The sequence below is a fragment of the Rothia sp. HMSC071F11 genome, assembly GCF_001809115.1.
In the GTDB taxonomy this organism is placed as follows: domain Bacteria; phylum Actinomycetota; class Actinomycetes; order Actinomycetales; family Micrococcaceae; genus Rothia; species Rothia dentocariosa.
In genome coordinates, this window is the sequence record NZ_KV795724.1 from 142623 (window position 1) to 168317 (window position 25695).

Consider the following 25695-nt stretch of genomic DNA (forward strand, 5'->3'; position numbering starts at 1 on the left):
AACTATACTTCCCTTCCCGTTGTTACACTAGTTTCTACAATAGAACTAGTAGCACTAAGACGGCGAGAACATACTTGAAGGAGAGAACATGAGCTCCATTGAAGGCGTTGAAGATCCCTTCGGTCCCGAGACTGCGGGCGGTACCGCACTACTTGAGCGGGAAGAAGCCCAGCTTTCTGAGCCGGGCGACCATGAACGCTTCTCGCACTACGTGCGTAAGGAAAAAATCATGGAATCCGCCCTTACCGGTGAACCCGTTCGCGCGCTGTGCGGTAAGGTGTGGACTCCTGGACGCGATCCGCAGAAATTCCCAGTCTGCCCAACCTGCAAAGAAATCTACGAGGGTCTTAAGCCTGGTAAAGATAATTCGGATAACGGCGACAAATAACGGAAGTTTCGCTCCGGAATATGCAGAAGTATGTGCTTGTATCCCCAGCATGGGGTGCAGGCACATACTTTATTTTTGGACTCAAACAGACTTCGCACTGGGCAAAATAATTAAGCGAACCCTCGCGGACGTATCACGACACGGTGGTAGAATTTATAACCTGTGTTTCTGCAGGAGCCTTTGTACACAGGAAATACTGAAGCAGAGGTAAACCAGAGAAAATATGGGGGAGAAAAGCATGAGCGAGTACGAAGAGCCTACATTGTTTGACAGCATGGTTAAGCCAAAGCTCTCCCCGGCATACCCCGATCGTGCCCCGTGGGGTACTTCCGTCAGTTTGCGTGCCTGGCAGGCCGAGGCGATGAAAAAATATTTTGAGACGAACCCTCGGGACTTTATGGCTGTAGCAACCCCTGGTGCGGGCAAGACAACCTTTGCTCTCACCTTGGCACGCGAACTCTTCGATCGCGGGGTTGTGCGAAAACTTACCGTGGTAGCACCCACCGACCACCTCAAGAAACAGTGGGCGGATGCCGCTGCTAAGGTCGGTATTCCGATCGATCCTAATTTCAAAAACGCCGATGTTCACGTTGGACGCCAGTACAAGGGCGTAGCGCTCACATATTCGCAGGTTGCTAACAAACCGCAGCTGCATGCCCGAAATACCGAAAATGACAAGACTCTTGTTATCTTCGACGAAATCCACCATGCAGGTGATGCTTTATCATGGGGCGATGGTCTGCGTGAGGCTTTCGATGAGGCCACACGCCGCCTTGCGCTGACCGGTACACCATTCCGATCTGATGCCTCACCTATCCCATTTGTTACCTATGAGCAAGACCATGAAGGTATTCGTCGGTCGCGGGCCGATTACTCCTATGGTTATGGCCCCGCGCTGAAAGACCACGTGGTGCGGCCAGTTATTTTCATGGCATATTCCGGACAAATGCGCTGGCGGACCTCCGCCGGAGAAGAAATGGCGGCGAATCTAGGGGAAGGATTCACTAAAGATATTACCGCCCAGGCATGGCGCACCGCACTTGATCCTCAGGGTGAGTGGATTCCCACCGTGCTCTCTGCGGCCGATAAACGACTCACCGAAGTGCGCCGCACTGTTCCTGACGCGGGAGCGCTCGTCATCGCAACTGACCATGCCGACGCCAAAGCCTATGCCGAAAAACTGCACAAGATCACGGGTGAGAAGCCGACCGTAGTACTTTCTGACGATCGTGAAGCATCCGCTAAAATCGACGATTTTCGTGAAAGCAACAAGCGGTGGATGGTCGCGGTACGCATGGTGTCCGAAGGGGTGGACGTACCCCGCTTGGCGGTGGGCGTGTATGCTACCAGCACCAGCACACCTCTCTTCTTCGCACAGGCGATTGGTCGTTTTGTGCGAGCTCGTAAACGTGGGGAAACCGCATCTGTCTTTCTGCCGTCTGTGCCGCAGCTGATGATGCTTGCTAATGATATGGAAGTTGAGCGTGACCACGCCCTCGACCGCCATACCACCGACGACGATATCGATCCAATGGCTGAAGGGCTGGACGATGAAGCGCTCGAAGAAGCAAACCGCGAGGAACGCGCTTCCGAACAACTAGCGCGCGGTAAATTCGAGGCGATTGGTTCGCAAGCTTCCTTCCACGGCGTGCTCTTCGATGGCTCCGAATTTTCGTCAGGTGGTCTGGAGATCGGTTCGGAAGAGGAACAAGACTTCCTCGGTATTCCCGGTTTGCTGGACGCCGACCAGGTGGGTACTCTGCTTCGTGCACGCCAGCGTGAACACGCATCCCGCCGCCCAGCGACAGCAGCTCCCGCAATTGTGGACCACCGCCAGCTTAAAGAGATGCGCAATAAACTGGCGAAAAACGTGGCAGCTTGGTCTATCCGTTCAGGCAAACCACACGGTGTTATCCATAATGAGCTGCGTAAAATTTGCGGTGGTCCTGCGGTCGCGCAGGCGTCAGCGGAGCAAATTCAGGCTCGCCTGGATAAATTGGCGGACTGGTTCGTGGGCAGGAGCTCGTAGAATAATTTTTCGCCTGACTAAAGCACTTCCGCAACGATAATACCGTCATCCTCCATATTGGCGATAACATCATTCAGTTTGTCTTCATGAACCGGCGCCGTGAGGTCAATCAGAACGCGAGTTTCGTACCCGGCGTCTACTGCATCCTTTGCTGTCGCTAGTACACAGAAGTCGGTCGCGATCCCGACAATATCAACATCTTTAACATCATGTTCGTCGAGCCAATCGGCGAGCGGGGTGTTAGGTGCCTCATCTTCCAACGATGCTTCGGGATCGTGCTCACCGGTCATCACGGAATCTTCGGCAGCTTGAAGACCCTCGAAGCCCGAATATGCCGCCTCATACTTGCCTTTGCGGAAATATGCTTCGATATAGTCGGTATCAAGATTCGGGTGAATCTCTGCCCCCTCGGTGTTGGCGACGCAGTGTACAGGCCAGGAATTCACATAATCTGGATTTTCTGAGAAATGATCGCCCGGATCAATGTGCCAGTCTTGAGTTGCCACAATGGCATCGTACTGGTGATGGTGTTCCTCAACGTATTCGCTAATTAGCGACGCAACGTTGGCGCCTTGCTGTGTTGCAAGGGCTCCGCCAGGGCAGAAATCATTCTGAACGTCGACAATAATAAGCGCTTTTGCCATGTGTATAGTCCCTTTCTTGGCAATATCTGGATGGGCTGTGGCTAGATGAATTCAGTGGGAATAACGGGTTCGCCTTCTGAAAGGCGACGAGCGGATTCGGGAAGTTCCGCTAGGGATGCGCTATGTCGTTTGGTTGCGTTGCGTACCGCCTCTTCGCCGGTAAAACCGGGCAGGAGCTCGCCAGAAACCACAAAATCGCGAATAAGGTCGCGAGTATTTTCGAGGGCAGCGGGGTTGTTCCCCGTTCCGATAAGCTCGGCGGTGGCGATACCCAAGGAATTGTGGCGGCGCGCGGCTTGCTTTGCCCCACCTGGGGAACGTTTGCCAGCAGAGGTTTTAGCGACGGGTTCCAGTTCGCCAGCGGCATTTTCACGTTCCACCAGCTTGTACACCATTGCAGAGGTAGGGGCACCGGAACCGGTCACCAGCCTGGTGCCCACACCGTAGGAATCTACCGGCGCGGCGGCTAAGGAAGCGATAGCATATTCATCAAGATCACTCGTCACTGTAATCTTGGTGTTGTGGTTGCCCAGAGAATCGAGAAGTTCACGCACGCGCTGTGCCGATGCTACCAGATCACCTGAGTCTAGGCGGACTCCGCCGAGCTCTTCGCCCGCGAGTTCCACGCCAAGGCGTACCGCATTCTCGACATCATAGGTATCAGCAAGAAGAGTCGTGCGTGCCCCTAACGATTGCAGTTGCGCTTCAAAGGCTTCGCGCTCAGAGTCGTAAAGAAGGGTAAAGGCGTGGGCGCTGGTACCGAGAGTGTGAAGCCCATAGCGCCTGCCCGCTTCCAGGTTGGATGTTGCAGTGAAGCCTGCAATAGCAGCGGCACGTGCCGCCGATACAGCGGCACGTTCGTGCGCACGGCGCGAGCCCATCTCAATACAGGGACGGTGGCCCGCCGCCGCAGTCATACGTGACGCGGCAGATGCAACAGCTGAATCATAGTTCAAGATAGACAGCAGGTAGGTTTCTAAGACGCAGGCTTCTGCGAAAGTTGCTTCGACCTGTACAACGGGGGAGTGTGGAAAGAAAATCTCTCCCTCGACATAGCCTCGAATATTGCCGGTAAACCTAAAATTCTCAAGGTATTTTAGGGTTTGCGCATTCACAACATTGCGAGAGGCTAGAAAAGATAGATCTTCGTCATCGAAGCGGAAAGACTGAAGCCCTTCGAGAAAGCGTCCTGTACCCGCGAGCACGCCGTAGCGGCGACCCGCGGGCAAGCGACGTGTAAAGACTTCAAAGGTACAGCGGCGATGCGCAGTTCCAGAGGCGAGTGCTGCCTGGAGCATCGTAAGTTCGTAATGGTCGGTTAGAAGCGAGGTAGTTGCCATATGTCTCATTTTAGTTGTCTGTTAGGCAGGTTACTACCTTTACGGGATGTGTTGTCCGCGACATAATGTAAATTTGACTTTAAGATATTTATGATTATTTGAACGGAATCAATCCCGCAGGAACAAAGCCCCCACGAGTATAATCTTATGCATGACCAACAAGCTCACCCATCTTTCCAACCACACTGTGACGGCTGTTCTTGCGACCGATACTCTAGATGCCACTGAGCTTGATGCGACGATTGACGAAAATCTTGAAACGCAGACGCCGTGGCAGGTAATCGTCTGGAACGATCCCGTTAATCTTATGACCTATGTTTCCTATGTTTTTCGCGCTCATTTCGGGTTTAGCCGTCGTCGTGCCGAGAAACTGATGCTCCAGGTGCACAATAATGGCAAGGCTGTTGTGTTCACCGGTAGTCGTGAGGATGCGGAAAAGCATACCCAGGCCATGCACGCGTGGGGTTTGATGGCGAGCTTTGAAAAGGCGGAGAACTAATTTATGGCGCAGGGTTTTCGACATACACCGCATGGCTACGCCGCTCGATTTGAGAAGGCTGAATTTGATCTTATTCGAGATCTAGCCGAAGACGTGATTGCTCTTCTGGAATCTCCGGATTCGGAAAATCATGATCCTCTTGAAGCTCTCATCGGTATTGTCGAGAATCCCAGCATCCCAGACGATCCAGCGGTGGCACGAGTACTGCCTGCAGGAAGTAGCGATCCTGAGGCGGCGCTGGAATATCGCCGGTACACTGAACAGGATTTACGCGCCACGAAGGTGGCAAATCTGAGTCTCCTCGCTTTCGATATTGAAGCGGGAGACATCGTGCTTAGTGATGAGCACGCGCATGCGTGGGCGTCTGCACTTAACGATATCCGTTTAGTCTTGGGAAGCCGTTTAGACATTATCGATGAAGAACGTGCAGACCAGGTGCACCATCTCACGGACTGGTCAAAGGTTGAGAACGATGACGATTATTTGGCGGTCGTGTACAATTTCGTGACCTGGGTACAGGACTCGCTTATGGTTGCGATGCTTGATTCGATGGAAACCCCGCAGTCTTAGAAACGTGCTGGTCAGAGACAAAATAAGCGCATCGCACGATGCCCTCCAGATTAACGAGCTCAGTACCGCATGCGATAGAAACATCACTGCCCGAACCTTGATGTGGCTCATCCTATAGGGTGGTTTAGGACTCAGAGACGGCTATCTAGAACAGGACAGTATCTGTGACACCTTAGAATGAAAATAAAGTACATCATATGCTGAAGGAAAACAGGTAAAGTTCGTGAGCGATAACTTAGATACCTCAAATCCATATCGTACCCGCACCCCGTGGGGAACTCCCGCGCCACCGGCTGGTCCAACATCAAGCGCACCCATCGGAGTTTTTGACTCCGGGGTGGGTGGTCTGACCGTTGCACGCGCTATTATGGATCAGTTGCCACATGAGCGCATTATTTATGTAGGCGACACCGCTCATGGACCTTACGGCCCGCTCAAAATTGCCGAGGTTCGTGCCAACGCCCTGCGCATTATGGACGAGCTTGTTGATTCCGGCGTAAAAATGCTGGTTATTGCGTGCAATACTGCCTCTGCCGCTGTGCTCCGGGATGCGCGCGAACGCTACACCCGCCACTACGGTATTCCCGTGATTGAGGTAATTCAGCCTGCCGCGCGTCGAGCACTAGCCGCGACCCGCAACCGTAAGATTGGGGTTATCGCCACAGAGGCAACGGTGACCTCACGCGCTTACGAAGATACATTTGCGATCGCTCCGAACCTTATGGTGCAGTCTGTCGCATGTCCTCGATTCGTCGAGTTCGTGGAGAAGGGCGTGACATCCGGACCCGAACTTTTGCGTACTGCCGAAGAATATCTGCAGCCTCTTAAAGATTCGAGAGTAGACACGCTGGTACTTGGCTGCACTCACTACCCTTTGCTGACGGGCATTATTTCCTACATCATGGGGGAGGGCGTAACTCTTGTGTCTTCGGCAGATGAGACCGCCAAAGACGTTTATCGGGCACTTCTTACCGAGAATATTGAGAACCCTGACCTTGAAACGAATCCGCATCATGAATTCTTAGCGACCGGCGAATCTGAGACTTTCGAGAACCTAGCGCGCAGGTTCTTGGGCCCAGAAGTTCACAATGTGCGGCACACGGCATCTGTGGCAGAACGATTCCCCACAGGCTCTTTGGCGGCTCTTCCCGCACCAGCAGGCAGCGAAAAGGCCACTGCGAAAGACTCCAACTCCGAAGAAGCCTCAGGACTGCCTTCCGTCACGATTGACTCAAATCTTGCTGCTTTCACACACACCGAATAGGAAACACCCCGTATGCGCTTGACGATTATCGGCTGTACCGGCTCGTTTCCCGGACCAAATTCTCCGGCGAGCTGTTATCTGCTCTCAGCAACCGATTATGCTGGGCACACGTGGCGTGTGCTCATGGATATGGGCAACGGCTCACTAGGTGTACTTCAACGGTACATTGACCTGGCTGAGATTGACGCTATCCTGATATCGCATCTTCACCCTGACCATTGCATTGACCTCTCCGGTTTGCATGTCGCCGTGAAATGGGATCCCCGAGGCTGGCCCAAAGGCAGGATTCCTCTCTACGGGCCTGCTGCCATTAACGAATATCTTTCGGCAACGCACGGGCTTGACCCAGACCCGGGCATGAGTACCGAGTTTGAATATCATACTTGGGACGAAGGACATAAAGTCGAAATCGGTCCTTTCACAGTTGAACCCTTTAGGGTGCTCCACCCCGCTAAAGATCCTTACGCGCTACGTATTACCTGCAATAGCCGGGACGGCAGAACACTTTTTGCTTACTCCGGTGATACCGATACATGCGATGGGCTCATCAAAGCTGCCCGCGGTGCCGATCTTTTCCTATGCGAAGCGGCGTATCAAGAAGGACGTGACGATGCGTTGCGCGGTATTCACCTGACCGGTAAGCGCGCCGGTGAAGCAGCTCAAGAAGCCGGGGTACGCAACCTTTTGTTAACGCACCTGCCCGTGTGGAATGACCCCGATATCGCCCGTACCGAGGCACAAAGTGCATTCGACGGGCCGGTAGGCGTCGCCGAGGTTGCAGCAAGCTATCGCGTGCATCCTAGGCCAGCGCCTACGCATCCGCCAACCTCAACCCTGAACGTTATCGAACTGCTCGATCCGCCCATGTCAAACATATCTCTTCCACCGGAAGAAGAGTAGGAGAACTATGACTTCTGTAGCCCGTGCCGACGGTCGTGCCCTCAACGAACTGCGCCCCATCACTATCACTCGTGGGTGGTCAAACCAAGCCGAAGGGTCTGCGCTGGTAGAGTTTGGCGATACCCGGGTGCTGTGCACCGCATCCTTCACGGAAGGGGTACCACGCTGGCTCAAAGGTGAAGGAAAGGGGTGGGTAACCGCAGAGTACGCCATGCTTCCGCGCGCTACAGGCACCCGGTCTTCGCGTGAATCCGTCAAGGGAAAGATTGGCGGTCGTACACACGAAATTTCCCGTCTTATTGGACGATCCCTACGTGCCGTTATCGATATGAACGCGCTGGGGGAGAACACTATCGTTCTGGATTGCGATGTGCTTCAGGCAGATGGCGGAACACGTACCGCTTCGATCACGGGTGCCTATGTAGCGCTCGCCGATTCTATCGCGTGGGCACAGCGTAATGGTCTGCTTTCACCCAGTGCTAAGCCTTTGAAAGACTCTGTGTCAGCTATTTCCGTGGGTATTATCGACGGTACTCCCATGCTTGATTTGCCCTATACCGAGGATGTGCGCGCTGAAACTGATATGAATGTGGTCGTGACCGGCTCTGGGAAATTTGTGGAGGTTCAGGGTACGGCAGAAGGCGCACCGTTTGACCGTAATGAGCTGAATGCTTTGCTCGACCTTGCTTTAGAAGGCACCGCCGAACTTGCTCGGATACAGCGTGAATCTCTTGAAGAGGGGTAATACTTTTATGGTTAAGGTTGTCTTAGCGAGTCGCAATCAAGGTAAGCTGCGCGAACTTCGCGAAATTTTGCGTAACCGTATTGTTGGGCTGAACGTGGATACCGATGTGGTCGATGCCGCCAGCATCAATGCCCCCGATGTTCCAGAGACCGGGGTAACATTTGCCGAGAATTCATTGCTCAAGGCGCGTGCCGTGGCAGAATCTACAGGGTTTATCGCTATTGCCGATGATTCGGGTCTTTCCGTTGAGGTTCTTCACGGCGCTCCCGGCATTTTTTCGGCGCGCTGGGCGGGGGAGCATGGGGACGATACCGCGAATCTCACCCTGCTTTTAGGGCAACTTCGCGATATTAGCGATGAACATCGTGCCGCTAAATTCTGCTGTGCCGCCTCCCTCGCTGTTCCTTCAGCGCTCGGTGGGTATGAAGCAGTCGAGTACGGCGAGCTTCCTGGAACGCTTTTGCACGCACCGCAGGGGGATGGCGGGTTTGGGTATGATCCTATTATGATGCCGGTGGAGCTTAATGGTGATAACGCGCTTTATGACGGAGCCTATGCAGACCAGTCGTGTGCCCAGATCCCGGCAGAGATCAAAAATTCAATAAGTCACCGAGCTCGTGCCTTTGAAGCATTAGTTCCGCATCTGCAGCAAGCTCTTGAGCATAAATAATCATGCGTCCTATGAGATTCTTTCATAAAGACGCATGATCGGAGTGTTTTAGCACATCAATCGGGTATGTACGACATCTTCTAAAGAAAGAACGTTGCGGTTATCTCTTTCTCAGCTTCGACCGTGAAGATCATATAAAACGATTCTGGTACAAGGCACAATGGTAAGTAATATATACGGCAACAGATATGCTTTGAGGCCCTGATGATTGTTCTCTTTGCTGTAATGATTATTCTGTTGATTCCCGCGCTGTGGGCATACTCTTATATCTGGCGCGGGCTCAATCGGCGTGTTATCGCCGCTGTTAAAGTAGTTGATCCAGTGATAACTCTCGGGCCCTATGCCATGGGATGCTGGGGGCTCTTAACAGCATGGGTGGGCATCAATATCTGGGCGACAGGTACCGCAGCACTGGTTGGAAGCATCGTAACTCTGAGCGGCGCAACTTTATGTTTCCTCTGGGTAGGATTTTGGGTCTTGATGCACTGTTTGGGCGGGCAGACCCCCGGTAAACGGCCCCTTTGGTGGCGCGAAGCAGTTGCCGCAAAATACGCGTGGCGCAATCTGGAAAGGATGCCCGCCTACTTCGGCGCACGCACCAGCATTCTTCCGGTGCAGAAGCCGCGCATCGTCAAACCCTATTCAGGATCATGGACTCGACCAGTGGGAGCAACGCTGGAAGGTTATCTGCCGGATGGAAAATCCCGTGAGGGTTTTGACGAATATGGGCGGCCTATGCCCCGTATGTACCCTGTAGGACCAGAACCAACTATTTTTGAAGTTGCACGCTGGGGTAAATCGGTAAGCGCCGATAGGTTGCTTTACACTTTTCTGCCTACAGCACCCTTTGAACGGTTACGTTTGTCCGGTACTATTCGCGGTCCGTTCACCTTTGCGGGAGAAGTCCCTCATGGGGCCGTCACCAAATGGCCGCGTCGTTCCGGCGCAAACCGCGCTTTTGGGAACTACGCCAAGCTGGGAGACATCACGGAACGTCGGGTAGAGCTCTTGATTGACCACCGTCTTATCGCGGCTTTGCAGACAACCCGTGAATGCTATGAGCGCCGACATAGCTGGATGCTCGCGTTCACCGATATTATGCCTGATGATCTTCTTTATTCCACGACCGACGATGGGTTCTTGCAGATTACCTTCGGTACCGTCGCTGAAGGGTACGAGGAACCTTGGATTTTTACCTCGACGCAGAAAGATACACCACGACTTCGCCGTCAAGTAGCGCGCGCCATGCGTGTGCGTAAGATCCTGAAGCAGACAAGCGCCGAACTGATGGACTGGTATTTTGTGCCTAAGATCAGCGAATTTCCACACGGTCCTGTGACTAACGAACTGCCGGAAGAGTTCTATTTCTCGTCTAATATTATGGTGACAAATAGGCATGAAAGCTCAGCGCGGGCGACCGGCGAAACGCATTAGAAACTTCAAGGGTACGATTTCCTTCGTGAAGAGGAAACCGTACCCTTGGTAATTTACTGGCGGATGTCACACCCTCGGGAATCTCGCCCTAAAGTCGTGACGTCTGGTCGTCCCACAACAAGATGCCCGCAAGCCCTTTGAGTTTTTCTTCGTGGGCACGTCCGTGGTGACCGCAGAAGAACAGTTCGCCCCCGGAAGGCAAGACCGCACGAATATATGCCTGAGAACCACACACATCGCAACGGTCGTGGGAATTTAACGTACGCGAATCAACAGATTCGAGAGTTGCATGAGCGTTCACTGAAAATCTCCCTTACTGAAGTTCTCATAGGTTCCTAGAATTGTCGTAACTCTATCCAACCACATATACCCTCGGTGCCGTACTTTCGCCTCGAACCTTTCGCTCTCAGCGTCTAGGGTGGGCTACACATGAAATCGCTACATCGTTCGTAACGAGGGTAAACACAAGTTACCTACGGTGCACGATAGAATAGACTTACGAAGAAAACCATTTCGAAAGGGAACATCTTGGCTGCATCGAACTATACTGCCCGACACCTCTCGGTTCTCGAAGGTCTTGAAGCGGTGCGTAAGCGCCCGGGCATGTATATTGGTTCGACCGACTCCCGCGGTCTTATGCAGTGCCTTTGGGAGATTATTGATAACTCTGTTGATGAAGCTCTTGCCGGTTACGGACAGTCAATTCAGATCATTCTCTACCGAGACGGTTCTGTTGAAGTACAGGACGACGGTCGCGGTATCCCTACCGATGTTGAGCCTCGAACCGGGCTTTCCGGGCTAGAGGTGGTTTTCACGAAACTCCATGCCGGTGGCAAATTTGGCGGCGGATCGTACACAGCATCGGGCGGTCTGCACGGTGTGGGCGCCTCGGTGGTGAACGCGCTTTCATCGCGACTTGACGTTCAGGTAGATCGCGGGTCAAAAACCTATCAGATGTCCTTTCGACATGGGCTACCGGGCGTGTTCGATTCCGGGCGCACCCCTAAGCCTGAAGACTCTTTTACACCTGCAGATGAGAAACATCCTGCGCTTCAGATCGTAGGGCGCGCCAAGCGTGGTGTAACTGGAACCAGAGTACGGTATTGGGCTGATCCGCAGATTTTTACCCCGGATGCGCGTTTTAGCTACGAGGATTTGGTGGCACGTGCCCGCCAAACTTCATTCCTTATTCCCGGGCTGCGCATTGCTATTCGAGACGAGCGGCGCATCCCCGGAACTCCGGGGGAGTTCGGCCCTTACGAAGAGGTCTTTCAGCATGACGGCGGCATTAGCGAGTTTGTTGAATTCCTGGCCCATGACTCTGCCGTGACCGATATTTGGCGTTTTAGCGGCAGAGGCTCTTTTACGGAAACCGTACCCGTTCTAGGCTCGGATGGGCGCTCTAAGCTCACCGAAGTTGACCGTGAGTGCGAGGTTGATATTGCTCTGCGCTGGGGCATTGGCTACGAGACGACAATCCGCAGCTTCGTCAATATTATTGCCACACCCAAAGGCGGCACCCACTCCACGGGGTTTGAACAAGGACTTCTCAAAACATTCCGCAAGCACCTTGCCGACAACGCTCGAAAGTTTAAGGTTGGCAATGATAAGGTCGAGAAAGACGATGCCCTCGCCGGTCTTACCGCCGTGCTGACGGTGCGTCTTGCGGAGCCTCAATTCGAGGGGCAGACAAAGGAAATTCTGGGAACGCCGGCTGTGCGGCAGATCGTCTCTAAAGTAGTTGGTGATCAGCTCAAGGCTCGGCTGAACTCTACGGCACGCGCCGAGAAAGCGCAGGCTACAGCCCTGTGCGAGAAGGTCGTATCTGAGATGAAAACCCGCATCTCAGCGCGCATTCACAAGGAAACTCAGAGGCGCAAAACCGCCTTGGAGTCTTCCTCAATGCCAACAAAACTTGTAGACTGCCGCTCAACAAACGTAGAGCATTCTGAGCTGTTTATTGTGGAGGGCGATTCCGCACTGGGTACCGCCCGCTTGGCGCGTTCCTCGGCCTATCAGGCGCTTCTACCGATTCGCGGCAAAATTCTGAACACTCAGCGTGCCTCAGTAACAGATATGCTGGCGAACGCCGAATGCGCGGCCCTAATCCAGGTAATTGGTGCCGGTTCTGGGCGTACATTCGAGCTGGAGGCGGCACGCTACAGCAAAGTCATCATGATGACCGATGCCGATGTTGACGGTGCTCATATTCGTACCCTGCTTCTTACTCTCATGTACCGGTACATGCGCCCGCTCATCGAAGACGGTCGTGTATATGCGGCTGTACCACCGCTGCATCGTGTAGAGGTTATTAACCGAGGTAAACCGAACGAGATGGTGTATACCTATTCAGAACGTCAGCTGCATGAACTGCTGGGCCAGCTGCAGGCTGAGGGTAAGGGCTATAAAGAGCCCATTCAGCGCTATAAAGGTTTGGGTGAGATGGATGCCGACCAACTTGCCGAAACTACGATGGATCCCCGGCATCGTATGCTACGCCGCATCCGAATTGAAGATGCGGAGGCAGCTGAGCAGGCTTTCTCGCTCCTGATGGGGGCGGAAGTTGCTCCGCGTAAGGAATTTATTATTGCTGGTGCGCATCAGCTCGATCAGGACAATATTGATATTTAGCTTGCACCTGTGAACAATCTGACGCAGGGGAGTTGAAACCTCTTTCTGACAGATATTTGACGCTGCAAGTATTGGTGATTATACTCACTGTGTCCTTCTTCATAAATCATGCATGACTATAAGAAAAAGGTGTCTCTCCTCATAATTTGGGGGAGCCACCTTAGTACGTGTAAATTGCTGACCCTAGATTTCTTGGAAAGTTTTAGGAAAGGCATCACCAAGGCGTGATGCTTATCTTGAAGTTTCTCCCAATATCTACGGGTCAAAGCGCATAAAAATCAATAATTGTGTTAACTACCTTTATAGATTCGTCAAGCCACGCACACCTGAGTGTAAAACTTGCCTGGTTCATGCCGTTTTTAAAACGCGTTACCTTACCTATGTAAGACATCCTGAGATATGTGCACCTGACTTCCGGAGGTGTGCTACGCTCCCGGGCGTGTCTGCCAACAGTAGACTTTACACATTTTAGAAAAGGATCATGTACATGGATCCCCTTGACATTGGGCGGTGGCAGTTCGGTATCACGACCGTCTACCACTTCTTTATGGTGCCCCTAACCCTCGGCTTGGGTATGGTCGTCACCTTCCTGTACCTGCGCTATATCTTCACGAAAAAAGACGAATACAAACGTATGACGAAGTTCTGGGGAAAGCTCTACCTCATCAACTTCGCAATGGGTGTGGCAACCGGTTTAGTGCAGGAATTCCAGTTTGGTATGGCCTGGAGTGAATACTCGCGTTTTGTGGGTGACGTCTTTGGTGCGCCGCTAGCTATGGAAGGTCTTTTTGCCTTCTTTATCGAATCAACCTTCCTGGGGCTTTGGATCTTTGGGTGGGACAAACTCAAGCCCAAAGTTCACGCCCTATGCCTCTTCATGGCGGTTCTCGGTTCTTGGGTATCCGCATACTTTATTCTGGTGGCAAACTCCTGGATGCAGCATCCGGTAGGCGTTGAAATGGTCGATGGCCGTCCCCGCATGACTGATATTTGGGCTGTTCTCACAAATAACACCGCGCTTCTTACCTTCCCCCACGTGATCTTTGGCGCCATTCAGGTCGCCGGTGGATTCCTGGTCGGTATTTCTTGGTATAAGCTCTGGCGCCGACGCCGTGACGGCATTGACATCATAGAGGATGGCAAGGTTGTAGTTGGAGATGCCGAAGTTGGCGGTCGTGATAAGACCGACTACAAGGTTTGGTTCCGTTCCCTGCGCATCGGCGCGATTGTGGGTCTCATCGGGTTCTCTGGTGTGGCTCTTAGCGGTCACGCTCAAGCTCAGCTCATGATTCATCAGCAGCCCCTTAAAATGGCGGCTGCCGAGGCGGCATGCCATGACGGTACCGGTTTCTCGGTTCTTTCTATATCTTCTCTGGGGTCTCAAGACTGCGATAAGGTGCAGGCAGTGCTTGAGGTTCCCGGTGCACTCTCATTCCTGGCCCACGAAGATTTCACCACCGAGGTCAAGGGCGTGAAAACCCTTATGCCTGAATACGAAGCTAAATACGGTACGCATCTGGCGGATAACCCGCTTTACGGTGATCGCGCTGGGCAGAAGATCAACTATTTGCCCCTTATGGAAGTCACCTACTACGGATTCCGGGGCATGATCACGCTTGGTGGTATTGGTGCACTTTCGTACGTCTACGTACTGTGGGTTACCCGTAAAAAAGGAACTGGTACTGTTCCCGAAGCCAAGTGGCTGAAAACCCTGGCTTTGTGGGGAATTTGGGCTCCCTTCTTTGGCAACGCCCTCGGTTGGATCTTCACCGAAATGGGACGCCAGCCCTTCGTGGTGGCGCCCAACCCTGAGGGTGACCCATCCATCCTCATGTTCACGGCGGCAGCGGTTTCTCCGGGTGTGAGCGGCGAAGAGATACTATTCTCACTCATCGCCCTAGGAACGGTATACGGCATCCTGATGGTGGTCGAAATTTACCTGCTGACTAAATACATTAAGGCCGGCGTGGTAGCCGCTATGCCCGAACTCGTGCGTTCTGAACATGAGCAGGACGGCGAAAAGAGCGGTCACGATAAGCGCGATGTCTTGGAGTTCGCCTATTAGGCGGGTAAGGATTCTCAACGATGACCTTCGACTTTAATATCTTTGCCGGGCAGCCACTGCTGCCAACCATCTGGTTCGTCGCTATCGGTATTTTCTGGATTGGCTACCTTATCCTCGACAGTTTCGATTTGGGTGTGGGCATGCTCATGAGCATCTTCGCCAAAAACGAGAAAGAGCGACGCCTGCTTCTGAACACGATCGGTCCCGTATGGGATGGTAATGAAGTTTGGATCGTTACCGGTGGTGCTGCCACTTTCGCGGCGTTCCCGTTATGGTACGCATCCCTATTCTCAGCCCTATATATTCCACTAACTTTAGCGTTGCTTGCGCTGATCTTCCGCGTGGTTGCTATTGAGTATCGCGGTAAGAAAAACGATGAACGATGGATTCGCGGTTGGACTATCACTCTCTCGCTATCATCATTCTTCATCGCTTTACTGGTAGGTGCGCTTCTTGCGCTGACCTCCATTGGCTTACCAATTAATGCCAACGGTGACCGTGTAGGCGGTGCCTTCGCCTGGGCTTCCTGGCCCGTACTTCTAGGCGGTCTCTCTCTTGTAGGGTTTGCCCTCGTGCAGGGACTTGCTTTTGTTGCCTTGAAAACCGATGGAGATATACGCCACCGTGCACGCACCGCCCTGGTGCGTTGGCTTCCGCTTCTGCTTTTGCCTATCGTGCTCTGGGTACTGTACATGCAGGTTACAACCGGTAACGGTATTTCCTGGCTATGCACTATTCTTGCCGTATTTGCAGTGCTCTTCGCGTGGATAAGCGCCCGAAGCTCACGCGAAGGCCGTGCCTTCGCAGGTCTGAGCCTCTTCATGGCTTTTGGCGCGCTGGCGATTTTCACCGCTCTTTTCCCCAACGTACTACCTTCAACCTTGGACGCGGCTCATTCGCTCACCATTGCAAACGCTTCAAGCTCGGAGTACACACTCGGAGTCATGAGCGTTGTGAGCGGATTAGGACTGCCCGTTATTATCGTGTACCAAATCTGGACATACTGGGTGTTCCGCAAGCGTTTGCGCGTTGAAAACATCCCCGATGCCCACGATGCTAGCGAGCTGGTGACGCACCCGAACAGGGCGGCATAGCCAAGAACGTACCCGGTAATCGGGAGGGTACAGAAGTATTTCCGGTGCTTTCAGCAATATGTGAAGGCGCCGGAAATACTTTAAAACCGAAGGCAGACAAGCCCGCCACCAGTGTCTAAACTAGGAAACACACCGGAGAAAATATCCACACTCACTTTAGCGGTAGGGAAGGAACGAGACGTGAGCCCACGCGCCAATAAAACACAGCGCAACAACGATAAACGTCCTCCGCTAGGACCAGACGCCCGTAAAAACCTAGGGATTTTCGGGCTTATCACCGGGATACACACACTGGCAACCGTGATCTTTAGCGCGGCGCTCGCATCCCTCATTGCCCGGGCAGCCCACGCCGGATTTACTGCGCTCGCCGCCGAGCACGAGCATCTAAAGGCCGCCAGCGATCCAGAAACCTATCGCGCTCTCATCGAATTCTCGGGTAACTCACAAGCGAAACTCGACAGTACCAATGGATGGCTTCTAGGACTAGGCAATCTTCTTGGCACCGGAAACGCCATAACGTGGGGGCTAATCGTTACGGCGCTGATAGCGCTTGCTGTACGTGCAGGCGCCGATTACGCGCTGTCCGTAAGTGCTCAGCGTGCAGCCGTAGGAGCCAAAGCAAGTATCCGCCAAAAACTTGTGCATCGTGTCTTAGCCACAGGAGGGGCAGACACCCCTGAAGGTACAGGTGCAACCGCCGTTCTGCTGGCGCGGGGACTGAACGCGCTCGATGATTATTACACTAAAACCCTGACCGCCTTTGTCTCGGTCGCCGTAGTGCCCGTTCTACTATGGCTTATTGTGCTCTCACTGGATATCACAAGTGCCCTCGTTCTAGCGTGCACCCTGCCGCTTATTCCCATCTTCATGATACTTATCGGTAAAACCACACGTGAAGATACCGCCGCTGCTCAAGCCGAGCTGCACCGTCTATCAGACCATATTCTTGAACTCATCCGTGGGCTGCCCGTGCTGATTGGGCTGGGGCGTGAACGTGCACAAACTCGTGCCCTCAGGAAGCTGGGTGAACAATACCGCGAACGTACCATGCAGACGCTTCGCAGCGCATTTATGTCTTCGCTCGCTTTAGAACTTATCACGACCATCTCGGTGGCGCTGATCGCCGTGCTCATTGGCGTGCGTTTGGTACAGGGCACACTCGGACTCGATACCGCAATCCTTGTACTCCTGCTGGCTCCTGAATGTTACCAGCCTTTGCGTGATGTAGGTGCAGCCTACCACCAATCTGAAGACGGCATAGCCGCACTCCGGTCTGCACGTACAGTCCTTGATACTCCCGTACCAGAAGCCTCTGCGGATGCTTCCTGCGAAAAGGTATCGACGGCTCCCGAAACACCCGAGCACCTTGTGATTGAGAACCTCTCGGTCACATACCCCGGACGTACACAGATCTTAAACTCAGTAAACCTGAACATTCCACGTACTTCGAAGCGCCCAAGCGCGGCAGGAAAACAGCGCGGAGCGTTAGTAGGCATTCTGGGACCATCAGGATGTGGTAAATCAACGCTCCTCGGAGTACTTTCCGGGAGCGTCCGCGACGGATTGGTACCAACCGGAGCATCCGAACCGATTAAGGTAACCGGACGCATTATAGGTACCGGCAGCCCCCTGAGTATTCCGCAGAATCCTATTTTCGCCGCTCCCACAGTCCTGCACGAGATGGCGCTCTATGCCTTCAGCGCCGATCGCAGCGAAGAGGACTATGCGGCTAAACTTCTCACGGGGGAAACACAGATATGCCCCTCAGATCGTGAACGCCTAGAGAACTATTTGTGGAATCTCGGGCTCGAAAACCTGAGCGAGCTCAGCCCCGAATCGCTCAGCGCGGGTCAAGCGCGCAGGTTGGCGTGCGCCCGCATCTTAGCTCGCATTGATGCCCTCCACCGTGCAGCCGATCACCATCAAAATCTCCAGATTACCGTTCTAGTAGATGAACCTACCGCCCACCTGGACGCACACGCCGCCCACCTTGTAACTCAGTCTCTGGACGCACTCGCAGAACGCGGAGTAACCGTTCTAATCGTGACCCATGAAACGGAACTTACCGAGTACTGCGATAGTGTGGTGCAGGCATCGGCGGTAGTCGAGGGAGCGCATGCGAAACCATCGCATGAGCAAGCGTATCGGTGGAGCATCGTCCAGAATGAGACACCCAAGATTATCCCCGCTGCAGCCCCGCATAAGCAGGACTCAGCCGATACCTTTGCTGAGCATAGCCCAACGTTACACAACGCTCCTGAAAAGATGGTTCGAGAAAACACAGGACATGCTGTCGGAGTCGTGAAAACCCTCAAAACACTGCGGAATCTTACGGGACTAGGTATATTACAGGGACTGCCGCCGGTCATTCTTGCCGCCCTCACCTCCCTTGCCGCAATTTCTCTGACCGCGCTCTCAGGATGGCTTATCGTACGCGCAGCCGAAGGTCCAGCCATGATGTTCCTTATGGTAGCTATCGTGGGCGTGCGCTTCTTTGGGCTAGGGCGTGCCTGTGCTCGATATGCCGAGCGTTTGCTCACCCACGCTAAAGTCTTGACCGCAGCGAATAATCTGCGTGTGCGCGCCTGGACCGGGGCCTATCTTAATGTTGGCAGCGTGCGGGCCCTGCTTCGCGGAGACGCCCTGCTGGAAAGGCTTATTGGCGGCATAGATGAGCTGCGCGACAGGATTCCGCGTGTTCTCATTCCACCTGCCGCACATGTGCTTGTGATGTTAACAGCACTAATAACCACCATTGTTGTGCTACCTCAGGCTATTGTGCCCGTAGCGCTCGCAGCTTTGATAACAACAATTCTCGTGCCATGGGCTGTTACGCGCGCGGACGCTCACGCTGAGGAAACCACACGTGAAAGTACAGCTGAGCTTTTGCGTTTAGGCGCGGGTGTACTGAGTGCCGCAGAAGATATTCGCGCTAACGGGGTTGCGCCGAGCATCGAGATTGCTACAACACGTTTGAATGACCGCAATGTTGCCGCATTGACTCGCACCTCGTATGCCCAAGGTCTTGGTAGGGCGCTTGTGACCCTGAGCTGGTTCGGAGCAGCACTGTGGTGCGCAATTATCGCGTATCCGTTAGCGGTATCGGGAACGGTAGGTGCTCCGGAATCTGCCGCCGTAGTTCTTATGTGTACGGCAATGATAGAAAGTTCCGTGCAGCATATAGAAGCAGTGCGTTCGTGGCCTTCTTTTGCCACTCTGTTGGCGCAGATTGCTCCCGGTATTGCGGATGAAAATAGTATTTCAGACCTTGAGGACGATACACAGGATACATCTCATGCTGGGCGTGTTCGCGCCCCTCAGGGGCAGGAACCTGCTCTTGAACTTGTCGATGCTGCCGCTCGGTGGCCGAGCATGGACAAGCCCGTTTTTGAGCATCTTAACGCTACGGCGCATACCGGAAAGTGGACGGGAATTACCGGTCCCTCAGGTTCGGGCAAGAGCACCGTGCTGGCGACTCTTTTGGGCTTCCTGCCGTTGGAAGCTGGCGAAATTCGCTCCTACGGGAAAGCACTGGGGAACGATCAGCTCCGCGGGTATGCGGCATGGTGCCCACAGGCTGCGCATATTTTTGAATCTACTCTTGAAGGCAATTTACTCTTGGCGCGCGATCATGCTGATCGCCCGAGCGAAGAACAAATGATAGGGGCCCTGCAACGTGTAGGTTTGGGGGAGTGGTACAGCACCTTGCCGGAAGGTCTGCACACTCGTGTTGGTGCTGGTGGCGGGTTCCTTTCGGGAGGTCAACGGCAGCGTCTTGCGGTGGCTCGTGCTCTGCTCGTGGAATCTCCGGTGCTTCTGCTGGATGAGCCTACCGCGCATTTAGATTCTGAATCAGCTGCGGCGCTTATGACTGATCTGGACACTGCAACTCGCACCAGCGGAATGGCAACTGTTTTGGTCTCGCACCGCCCCGAAGATATTGCCCGCTGCGATGCGGTTGTTACATTGGAATAGGTCTATACATGACGTTGTGAGGGGTTCAAGAAATGTTAGAACCCGTTTTAGACGTCTTGAGAAGCGTAAGCTTTTGGAAGGATGAAGCCTACGCTCTATGTACGTCAAGCTAGTTAGATTGCTTTTACCATAATCAGACAGGGAGTATCTTCGCCCCACAGGTCTGTCTCTTCAAGAGGCAAAAACCCTACAGCTTTATAGAAATTTCGGGTGCGTTGGTACGGTTCGTTGAAAAAAGATTCTCCAAGCGTCTTTACCTGTATCAGCCTGATACCACGGTTACGTGCCTCTTCTTCGAATGCATTTATTAGGGAAGTACCAATTCCGTATCTGTGAAAGGCAGCATCTACTGCCAGCAAATGAATTTCTGCCTCAACCGGGTAGTGCTGGACGATAAGCATGATACCCACAATTTCGTGGGTTTCTGGATGAGTTACCGTCCACGTTTCCAGTCGTTCAGCATCATGTATGTATTCTGCATTGGACTCTTCACGTCCAAACCATTCAGGCAGGGTCTTGAGGATACGTGCCACCGCTTGAGGGTTATGAGCGGTTTGAGTTGCAGGGAGCCAGGGGATAGTCATGACTGTTTCCTTAAGAATTATGTTTTATGGGTGCTAAAGATAGCCGTGTTCACACTACGGGGTGTGACACGAATACATGGAACGGAATCGTCATAAGACAATAACTAAACAGTCATAAGACGAGCATACCTGATGAATATGAGGAATGAAACTTTCAGATGCTAGGCTGAGCTTGTACGTATTTCCACGTCAGAGAGCGAGGGCATCATGATTGACGAAACAATGAAAACACTTACCGAAGAATTAATTTCACGCGGTACCAGCTACGATATTGATTTTCTGAAGCGAGTGTATGCCGATAACCTAAAATTTGTGCGGATTCTACCGGATAATACCGTGCAGATTCTCTCGAAACAGGACAATATCGATTTCTTTCAAGCCCTCAAAGACAGCGGCGCCGCACCCCTGAACACAGCGCACACCATACTTTTTGCCGATTCTGACGGTGAAGCTGGAACTATTGTGCTCAAACGCAGGATGAGTCAGGGCTCGCAGGAGCAGGATTTTCTATTCACTATCACCTGGAAAAAGCGCAGCGAAAACTGGCAGATTGTTCAAGAAATTGTGGCGGTACTGAGCGAGTAAACAGTGTGCGCCTTAAAAGCAGGTTGCGGTGATAATACCTCACCGCAACCGTTGTTGAACTATTAGGAATCTTCGTCGTTCAGATACGACTGAGCCACCTCATAGAGCTCAGGAAAATCTGGGGAAACACGTTTCCAAGCCTCAAAAGCCTGGTCATTGTGCCCCATCTGCTGGTACAAAACGCCTAAATTCAGCTGTGCTCGTGCATACTGATCGGGAACACTGGCAGGTATTTTCTGATAGGTACTTAGAGCCGTGGTCAGGTTACCATGCAGGTGCAGGAGCACGGCGCTATTGAACTGTGCCATGGAATAGTGCAGAACATCTATTTTAGGAACTTTGCTGTATGCCGCTAAAGCAGACTCATCCTGCTCTAAAGCCTCGTGCACAGATCCGATATTGTACTGTGCTACGGCATAGGGCTGAGTCTCACTTTTGGGAACCTTCTGCCATGCCTTAATGGCCTGCTCATGCTGGCCTTGACCGTCGTAGACAATGCCTATATTTACATGCGCGATGGCGTATTGATCGGGAACACTTTCAGGTACTTTCTCCCATGCTTCACATGCCTGATCGAGCAGACCCTGTTCGTAGTATTGTGCGCCAAGATCTACCTGTTCCTGGGCGTAGCGTTGCATCTCTGCATGAGGCTGATCGACCATGATTTCCTTTCCTGCACCAGGTGTTGATAAGCACCTAATTTTGCCGGGGCTTACCCTCAAGCAAAAACTGTTTTCTCTAACTATACGGGAAGGAGCCTCAGCGTGAAGATAAGCGCATCCTTCATATCCTAACCGCCGAAGGGATTCAGGCTAGGCGCAGCGTTTAGGCGGCAACAGATTTCTTCATCAGGATATCCGTCTGCTGATCGTTACCCAGCTGAAAAATATGCGTACCGAAGGCGGTGAACCCGTTTTTCTCGTAGAAACGCAGGGCTCGATGATTATGCTCCCACACCCCTAGCCACACATAGCTTGCCTTTCGGTCTTCTGCCACGCTCATGGCGTGATGGTAGAGGGCCTGCCCAACACCGTTTCCGTGATAGTTGCTCAGCACGTAGATACGCTCAATTTCGAGCGCGTCCGCCGCCTGCGGTTCGGTTTGTGCGTGTGCAGTATTGAGCTTGAGGTAACCCACGACGTGCCCGTTTACCTCGGCAACGTAGAAGAATGAATTAGGGTTGCTGAGTTCCCGGGCGAGCTGATCTTCTGAGAAGTTCTCCGCAAGGTAGCGGTCCATATCTTCGGCTTTGTTTGCCTCTGAAAATGTTTCGGTAAACGTATCACGAGCAATGCCGCGCAAAATCGGAACATCGCTGATAGTGAGGGGAGTAATCCTCACGTTATCTTAGCCTTCCTACTTTTACCCGTTATTCTGCTTCTTCTGCTCAGAGGGTTTTTCTTGGTTCTTGGCGCTCCCGTCCTGCTGCTCGGTTTCGCCGCTATCCTTGGCTTTTTCCTGGTTCTCGGCGATGATACTCAGGTTGGTTTGTGCCATCTCGTACTGCTCCGAAGCAGACTCGGGAATATTCTTCCAGACAGCAACTGCCTCGTCCGTTTCACCCAGTTTGTAGTAGGCACCACCAATATTGAATTGGGCCTTGTAGAAGTGCTCAGAAGCATCCTTGGGAACACGTTCCCACGCCACTAGAGCATCGTCAATATTGCCCTGTTCTTCGTAGATAAGTCCGGTATTATATTGGGCTACCGCGTAGGGCTCAGAGGCGCTGGCAGGAATACGTTCCCAAGCCTCGACTGCTTTCGTCGGTTTGCCCTGCTCCACATAGGAAGTACCGATATTGTACTGTGCCGAAGCGTAGCGTTCCGGTAAGCTCTCGGGTACACGCTCCCACGCGGTAATAGCCTGTTCTAGCTTTCCTTGGCTGTCGTACACCATGCCCAGATTCATCTGCGCGGTCGCGTATTGTTCGGGAATATCGGCAGAAACGGTCTCCCAAAGTTCGAGAGCCTGCTCTGTCTTGCCTTGGTTGTAATAGGTTACGCCCAAGTTGTTGAGAGCCATCGCGTACTGGTCAGGAACGGTGCTGGGTACCTGCTGGTAGGCTTCAGATGCCTGTTCGGCTTTACCCTGCCCTTCGTAGAGCACGCCCAGGTTGTTGAGAGCTTTCGCGTATTTTGCGGGGGCTGCATCGGGAACGTTCTTGTAGGCTTCAGCGGCCTCGTCCATTTTACCCTGCTGTGTGTAGGTGGCACCCAGGTTGTATTGCGCGTGCGCATAAAGATTAGTGACATCCTTGGGAACACGCTGGTAAGCTTCAATAGCTTCATCAACGTTGTTTTGCTGTGCGTAGGTTACGCCCAGGTTGAACTGCGCCATCGCGTACTGCTTTGGGGCAGCAGAGGGAATATTCTTCCACGCTTCAAGAGCCTTATCAGTTTCGCCCTGTTTAATATAGGCAGAGGCAAGGTTGTTGTGCGCCTTGGCGTATAGTTCGGGAACATCTTTGGGAATGCGGTTCCAGGCTTCGACCGCCTGCTCTACTTTGCCCTGGTCTCGGTAAACGATACCGAGATTGTTTTGGGCTGTTGCGTAGGCTTGCGGGTTCTCGTCGGCAGAAATCGTGCTCAGCACGTCGATAGCTTTATCGAAAGCACCAGCTTTGTAGTGCTCCTTGCTCAGGTTAAGACGCTCCTGCACGGTCATCTGCTCTAACGGGTTCTCTGCTTCGGTCACGGTGATCTCCATAGGCGGTGTCTGTGGAATTTCGGGCAGGAAACAATCCTCTGCCTGAAACGCATATATATAAGAGTAACGGTGTGCAACCTCTGTGTGAAGTTTGACGCCCCCGTAGAAAGATGAAGATTAGAATAAGTTTTTGCGGGTAGACACCATGTTTTCACGCGGAGGAAGAACTCTCGTGCAGGCTCCGTGCTCCTTTACCCCTTGTTTCTAAATGGGTTTTGAGAGATGCGAACCTTGCTCTCCTTGACGTCTTCTTTTTGGTCAAGACCATCATCTTCTTTTTGATCTAGCAGGATGCGGAAGAAATCTTGGTACTTTGCCGAGCCGGGGGAGAGATAGATTTTATCGATACGTGGCAGTACAGGCTCCTCATACTCGACGTACATCCACTGTTTTTCCCAATCATGACGGATTTTCTCATCGTGAAGATGAGTAATGTACATTATCCGACATTCCTGTTCCTCTTGAAATGCAATATGTTTCACCAGGTACTGCAAGGGGAGAAGGATAAAACGGACGGCTTCAAGAATTTTCTGTTTTTCGTCTTTATTGCACTTATTGTATGAGTGATCTTCATCTGTAAATATTGATTTAAGTATGAGTGAGATAGATTTATTGCTATTATCTTCTTCGTTAAATAAGTTTTTTTCAACATTTTCCTCTTTTATTGAAATTGATTCATAATATTTTTCCCATTTTTCTTTCGAATTTGCGTCTTCATTGTGTTCGCGATAGAAAGTGGATTTGTCTCGTTGAGCCAGAGTCCAATACCCGGTCTCAGGGTCCAGGTAAATGCACCGGTAGAGTGTAGATTTGTCTATTAATAATCTCTTATTATCGTTCTCTGGTTTCCCTGCTTCGCCAGACTTATTAGATGGATCCGATGAGGCACCGGCTATATACTTTAGTGCGCCTGAGTGCTCGCTAAAAAACTCTTTGTTGAATACCAAGCTAACGCCTGTTGCTTCTCGACCATTCTCTTTTCCATAGAGGCGAAACTGGTTAAGACTGTCATGATTAAAAGTGAAACAACTAACGAAAGTTGCGGTATCGTTTGTATGTATGGTTTCTGGAATACCTTGCTGGTCCCAATAATCACTTAGAACTAGACCTTCCGTTGGGTCATTGACGCCACGAATAGTATTGAGTCGGAACTTTGATGGCTTCTGCTCATTTTTCTTACATTCAAATAGTTTAAAAGCTGTTAACGCTCGACTATAGTGTGCAACCTTCGACTCAAATTCTGGGATTATCTGAAGAGACTTTAGGATTTCATCAGTATTTTTAGCTAAACTATGAAGATCTTCCCTTAGTGCCAGAGGGCAATTAAGAATTTTGAATCCGCGTTCAGACTTATAGTAGGAGAAGCCACTCGCATTATCGTACGCTTCGTGTGCTTGTTCCTCTTTTTCTTTATCTAGTGAGTAAACCTCCCCAAGACCAAGTTGTGCTTCGACATAGGCTTCAAGGCTGTGGTTGGAGTCAACTTTTAACCAGGTATCAATGGCCTTTTCCGGTTTGTTCTGGTCTTTATAGACGAATCCGAGGCTGTACTGTGCCCATGCGTAGGCTTTG

Annotated in this window: 21 protein-coding genes and 1 pseudogene; 14 read left to right on the plus strand and 8 right to left on the minus strand. The window is 52.3% G+C overall.

The features are described 5' to 3' along the window. The first annotated feature begins 88 nt into the window (after window positions 1–88). Together HMPREF2554_RS00675 and HMPREF2554_RS00680 are read left to right on the plus strand one after the other, a co-directional pair. Window positions 89–388, plus strand: coding sequence for a DUF3039 domain-containing protein (locus HMPREF2554_RS00675; protein ID WP_004004450.1), 300 nt, complete (start codon window positions 89–91; stop codon window positions 386–388). Window positions 389–626: 238 nt separating this feature from the next. Continuing rightward, window positions 627–2417, plus strand: coding sequence for a DEAD/DEAH box helicase (locus HMPREF2554_RS00680; protein ID WP_172461382.1), 1791 nt, complete (start codon window positions 627–629; stop codon window positions 2415–2417). 17 nt (window positions 2418–2434) lie between these two features. Here HMPREF2554_RS00680 and HMPREF2554_RS00685 read toward each other — a convergent pair whose 3' ends face one another. Then, on the minus strand, window positions 2435–3061 hold the full coding sequence (locus tag HMPREF2554_RS00685) for an isochorismatase family protein (protein WP_013398897.1): 627 nt from the start codon (window positions 3059–3061) through the stop codon (window positions 2435–2437). A gap of 41 nt (window positions 3062–3102) precedes the next feature. Beyond that, window positions 3103–4410, minus strand: coding sequence for a nicotinate phosphoribosyltransferase (locus tag HMPREF2554_RS00690; protein WP_305793961.1), 1308 nt, complete (start codon window positions 4408–4410; stop codon window positions 3103–3105). Window positions 4411–4552: 142 nt separating this feature from the next. On the opposite strand from HMPREF2554_RS00690, the gene clpS reads away from it, so the two are divergent. The 7 genes from clpS to HMPREF2554_RS00725 all read left to right on the plus strand — a co-directional run bounded on the left by clpS (window position 4553) and on the right by HMPREF2554_RS00725 (window position 10483). Next, a complete protein-coding gene (gene clpS, locus HMPREF2554_RS00695) occupies window positions 4553–4900 on the plus strand; it encodes an ATP-dependent Clp protease adapter ClpS (protein ID WP_013398899.1) in 348 nt (115 codons plus the stop codon). 3 nt (window positions 4901–4903) lie between these two features. Then, the gene (locus HMPREF2554_RS00700) at window positions 4904–5470 is read left to right on the plus strand and encodes a DUF2017 domain-containing protein (RefSeq protein WP_013398900.1); all 567 of its coding nucleotides are present in this window, start codon (window positions 4904–4906) and stop codon (window positions 5468–5470) included. A 223-nt stretch (window positions 5471–5693) separates the two neighbouring features. Further along, window positions 5694–6734 (plus strand): glutamate racemase, encoded by a 1041-nt coding sequence (gene murI, locus HMPREF2554_RS00705; protein WP_013398901.1) that lies wholly within the window; start codon window positions 5694–5696, stop codon window positions 6732–6734. Between the two features lie 12 nt (window positions 6735–6746). Further along, the gene (locus tag HMPREF2554_RS00710; protein WP_013398902.1) at window positions 6747–7634 is read left to right on the plus strand and encodes an MBL fold metallo-hydrolase; all 888 of its coding nucleotides are present in this window, start codon (window positions 6747–6749) and stop codon (window positions 7632–7634) included. Between the two features lie 7 nt (window positions 7635–7641). Continuing rightward, window positions 7642–8379, plus strand: a complete 738-nt coding sequence (rph, locus tag HMPREF2554_RS00715; RefSeq protein WP_013398903.1) for a ribonuclease PH — start codon at window positions 7642–7644, stop codon at window positions 8377–8379. Between the two features lie 7 nt (window positions 8380–8386). Continuing rightward, window positions 8387–9049: a non-canonical purine NTP pyrophosphatase gene (locus HMPREF2554_RS00720; protein ID WP_013398904.1), complete on the plus strand. Its 663-nt coding sequence runs from the start codon at window positions 8387–8389 to the stop codon at window positions 9047–9049. 204 nt (window positions 9050–9253) lie between these two features. After that, window positions 9254–10483, plus strand: a complete 1230-nt coding sequence (locus tag HMPREF2554_RS00725) for a hypothetical protein (RefSeq protein ID WP_013398905.1) — start codon at window positions 9254–9256, stop codon at window positions 10481–10483. Window positions 10484–10571: 88 nt separating this feature from the next. Here the strand turns inward: HMPREF2554_RS00725 and HMPREF2554_RS00730 are convergent, their stop codons facing one another. Further along, the gene (locus HMPREF2554_RS00730; protein ID WP_013398906.1) at window positions 10572–10784 is read right to left on the minus strand and encodes a DUF7455 domain-containing protein; all 213 of its coding nucleotides are present in this window, start codon (window positions 10782–10784) and stop codon (window positions 10572–10574) included. 227 nt (window positions 10785–11011) lie between these two features. On the opposite strand from HMPREF2554_RS00730, the gene HMPREF2554_RS00735 reads away from it, so the two are divergent. The 4 genes from HMPREF2554_RS00735 to cydC all read left to right on the plus strand — a co-directional run bounded on the left by HMPREF2554_RS00735 (window position 11012) and on the right by cydC (window position 20248). After that, a complete protein-coding gene (locus tag HMPREF2554_RS00735) occupies window positions 11012–13114 on the plus strand; it encodes a DNA gyrase/topoisomerase IV subunit B (protein WP_013398907.1) in 2103 nt (700 codons plus the stop codon). A gap of 487 nt (window positions 13115–13601) precedes the next feature. Further along, window positions 13602–15179, plus strand: a complete 1578-nt coding sequence (locus HMPREF2554_RS00740) for a cytochrome ubiquinol oxidase subunit I (RefSeq protein ID WP_041322060.1) — start codon at window positions 13602–13604, stop codon at window positions 15177–15179. 20 nt (window positions 15180–15199) lie between these two features. Beyond that, on the plus strand, window positions 15200–16273 hold the full coding sequence (gene cydB, locus HMPREF2554_RS00745; protein ID WP_013398911.1) for a cytochrome d ubiquinol oxidase subunit II: 1074 nt from the start codon (window positions 15200–15202) through the stop codon (window positions 16271–16273). 180 nt (window positions 16274–16453) lie between these two features. Continuing rightward, on the plus strand, window positions 16454–20248 hold the full coding sequence (cydC, locus tag HMPREF2554_RS00750; protein WP_244864696.1) for a thiol reductant ABC exporter subunit CydC: 3795 nt from the start codon (window positions 16454–16456) through the stop codon (window positions 20246–20248). 113 nt (window positions 20249–20361) lie between these two features. Here cydC and HMPREF2554_RS00755 read toward each other — a convergent pair whose 3' ends face one another. Beyond that, window positions 20362–20832: a GNAT family N-acetyltransferase gene (locus tag HMPREF2554_RS00755; RefSeq protein WP_013398913.1), complete on the minus strand. Its 471-nt coding sequence runs from the start codon at window positions 20830–20832 to the stop codon at window positions 20362–20364. A gap of 207 nt (window positions 20833–21039) precedes the next feature. Here HMPREF2554_RS00755 and HMPREF2554_RS00760 point away from each other — a divergent pair, with 207 nt between their 5' ends. Then, entirely contained in the window at window positions 21040–21417 is a 378-nt protein-coding gene (locus HMPREF2554_RS00760) for a nuclear transport factor 2 family protein (protein ID WP_013398914.1), read from the plus strand. Between the two features lie 62 nt (window positions 21418–21479). On the opposite strand, the gene HMPREF2554_RS00765 is transcribed toward HMPREF2554_RS00760, so the two are convergent. The 4 genes and pseudogenes from HMPREF2554_RS00765 to HMPREF2554_RS00780 form a co-directional block, all read right to left on the minus strand. Continuing rightward, the gene (locus tag HMPREF2554_RS00765) at window positions 21480–22079 is read right to left on the minus strand and encodes a tetratricopeptide repeat protein (protein WP_013398915.1); all 600 of its coding nucleotides are present in this window, start codon (window positions 22077–22079) and stop codon (window positions 21480–21482) included. Window positions 22080–22242: 163 nt separating this feature from the next. Beyond that, the gene (locus HMPREF2554_RS00770; protein WP_013398916.1) at window positions 22243–22758 is read right to left on the minus strand and encodes a GNAT family N-acetyltransferase; all 516 of its coding nucleotides are present in this window, start codon (window positions 22756–22758) and stop codon (window positions 22243–22245) included. 21 nt (window positions 22759–22779) lie between these two features. Beyond that, the gene (locus tag HMPREF2554_RS00775) at window positions 22780–24111 is read right to left on the minus strand and encodes a tetratricopeptide repeat protein (RefSeq protein WP_244864698.1); all 1332 of its coding nucleotides are present in this window, start codon (window positions 24109–24111) and stop codon (window positions 22780–22782) included. A gap of 203 nt (window positions 24112–24314) precedes the next feature. Further along, window positions 24315–25695: pseudogene (locus HMPREF2554_RS00780) on the minus strand (tetratricopeptide repeat protein); the annotation flags it as partial.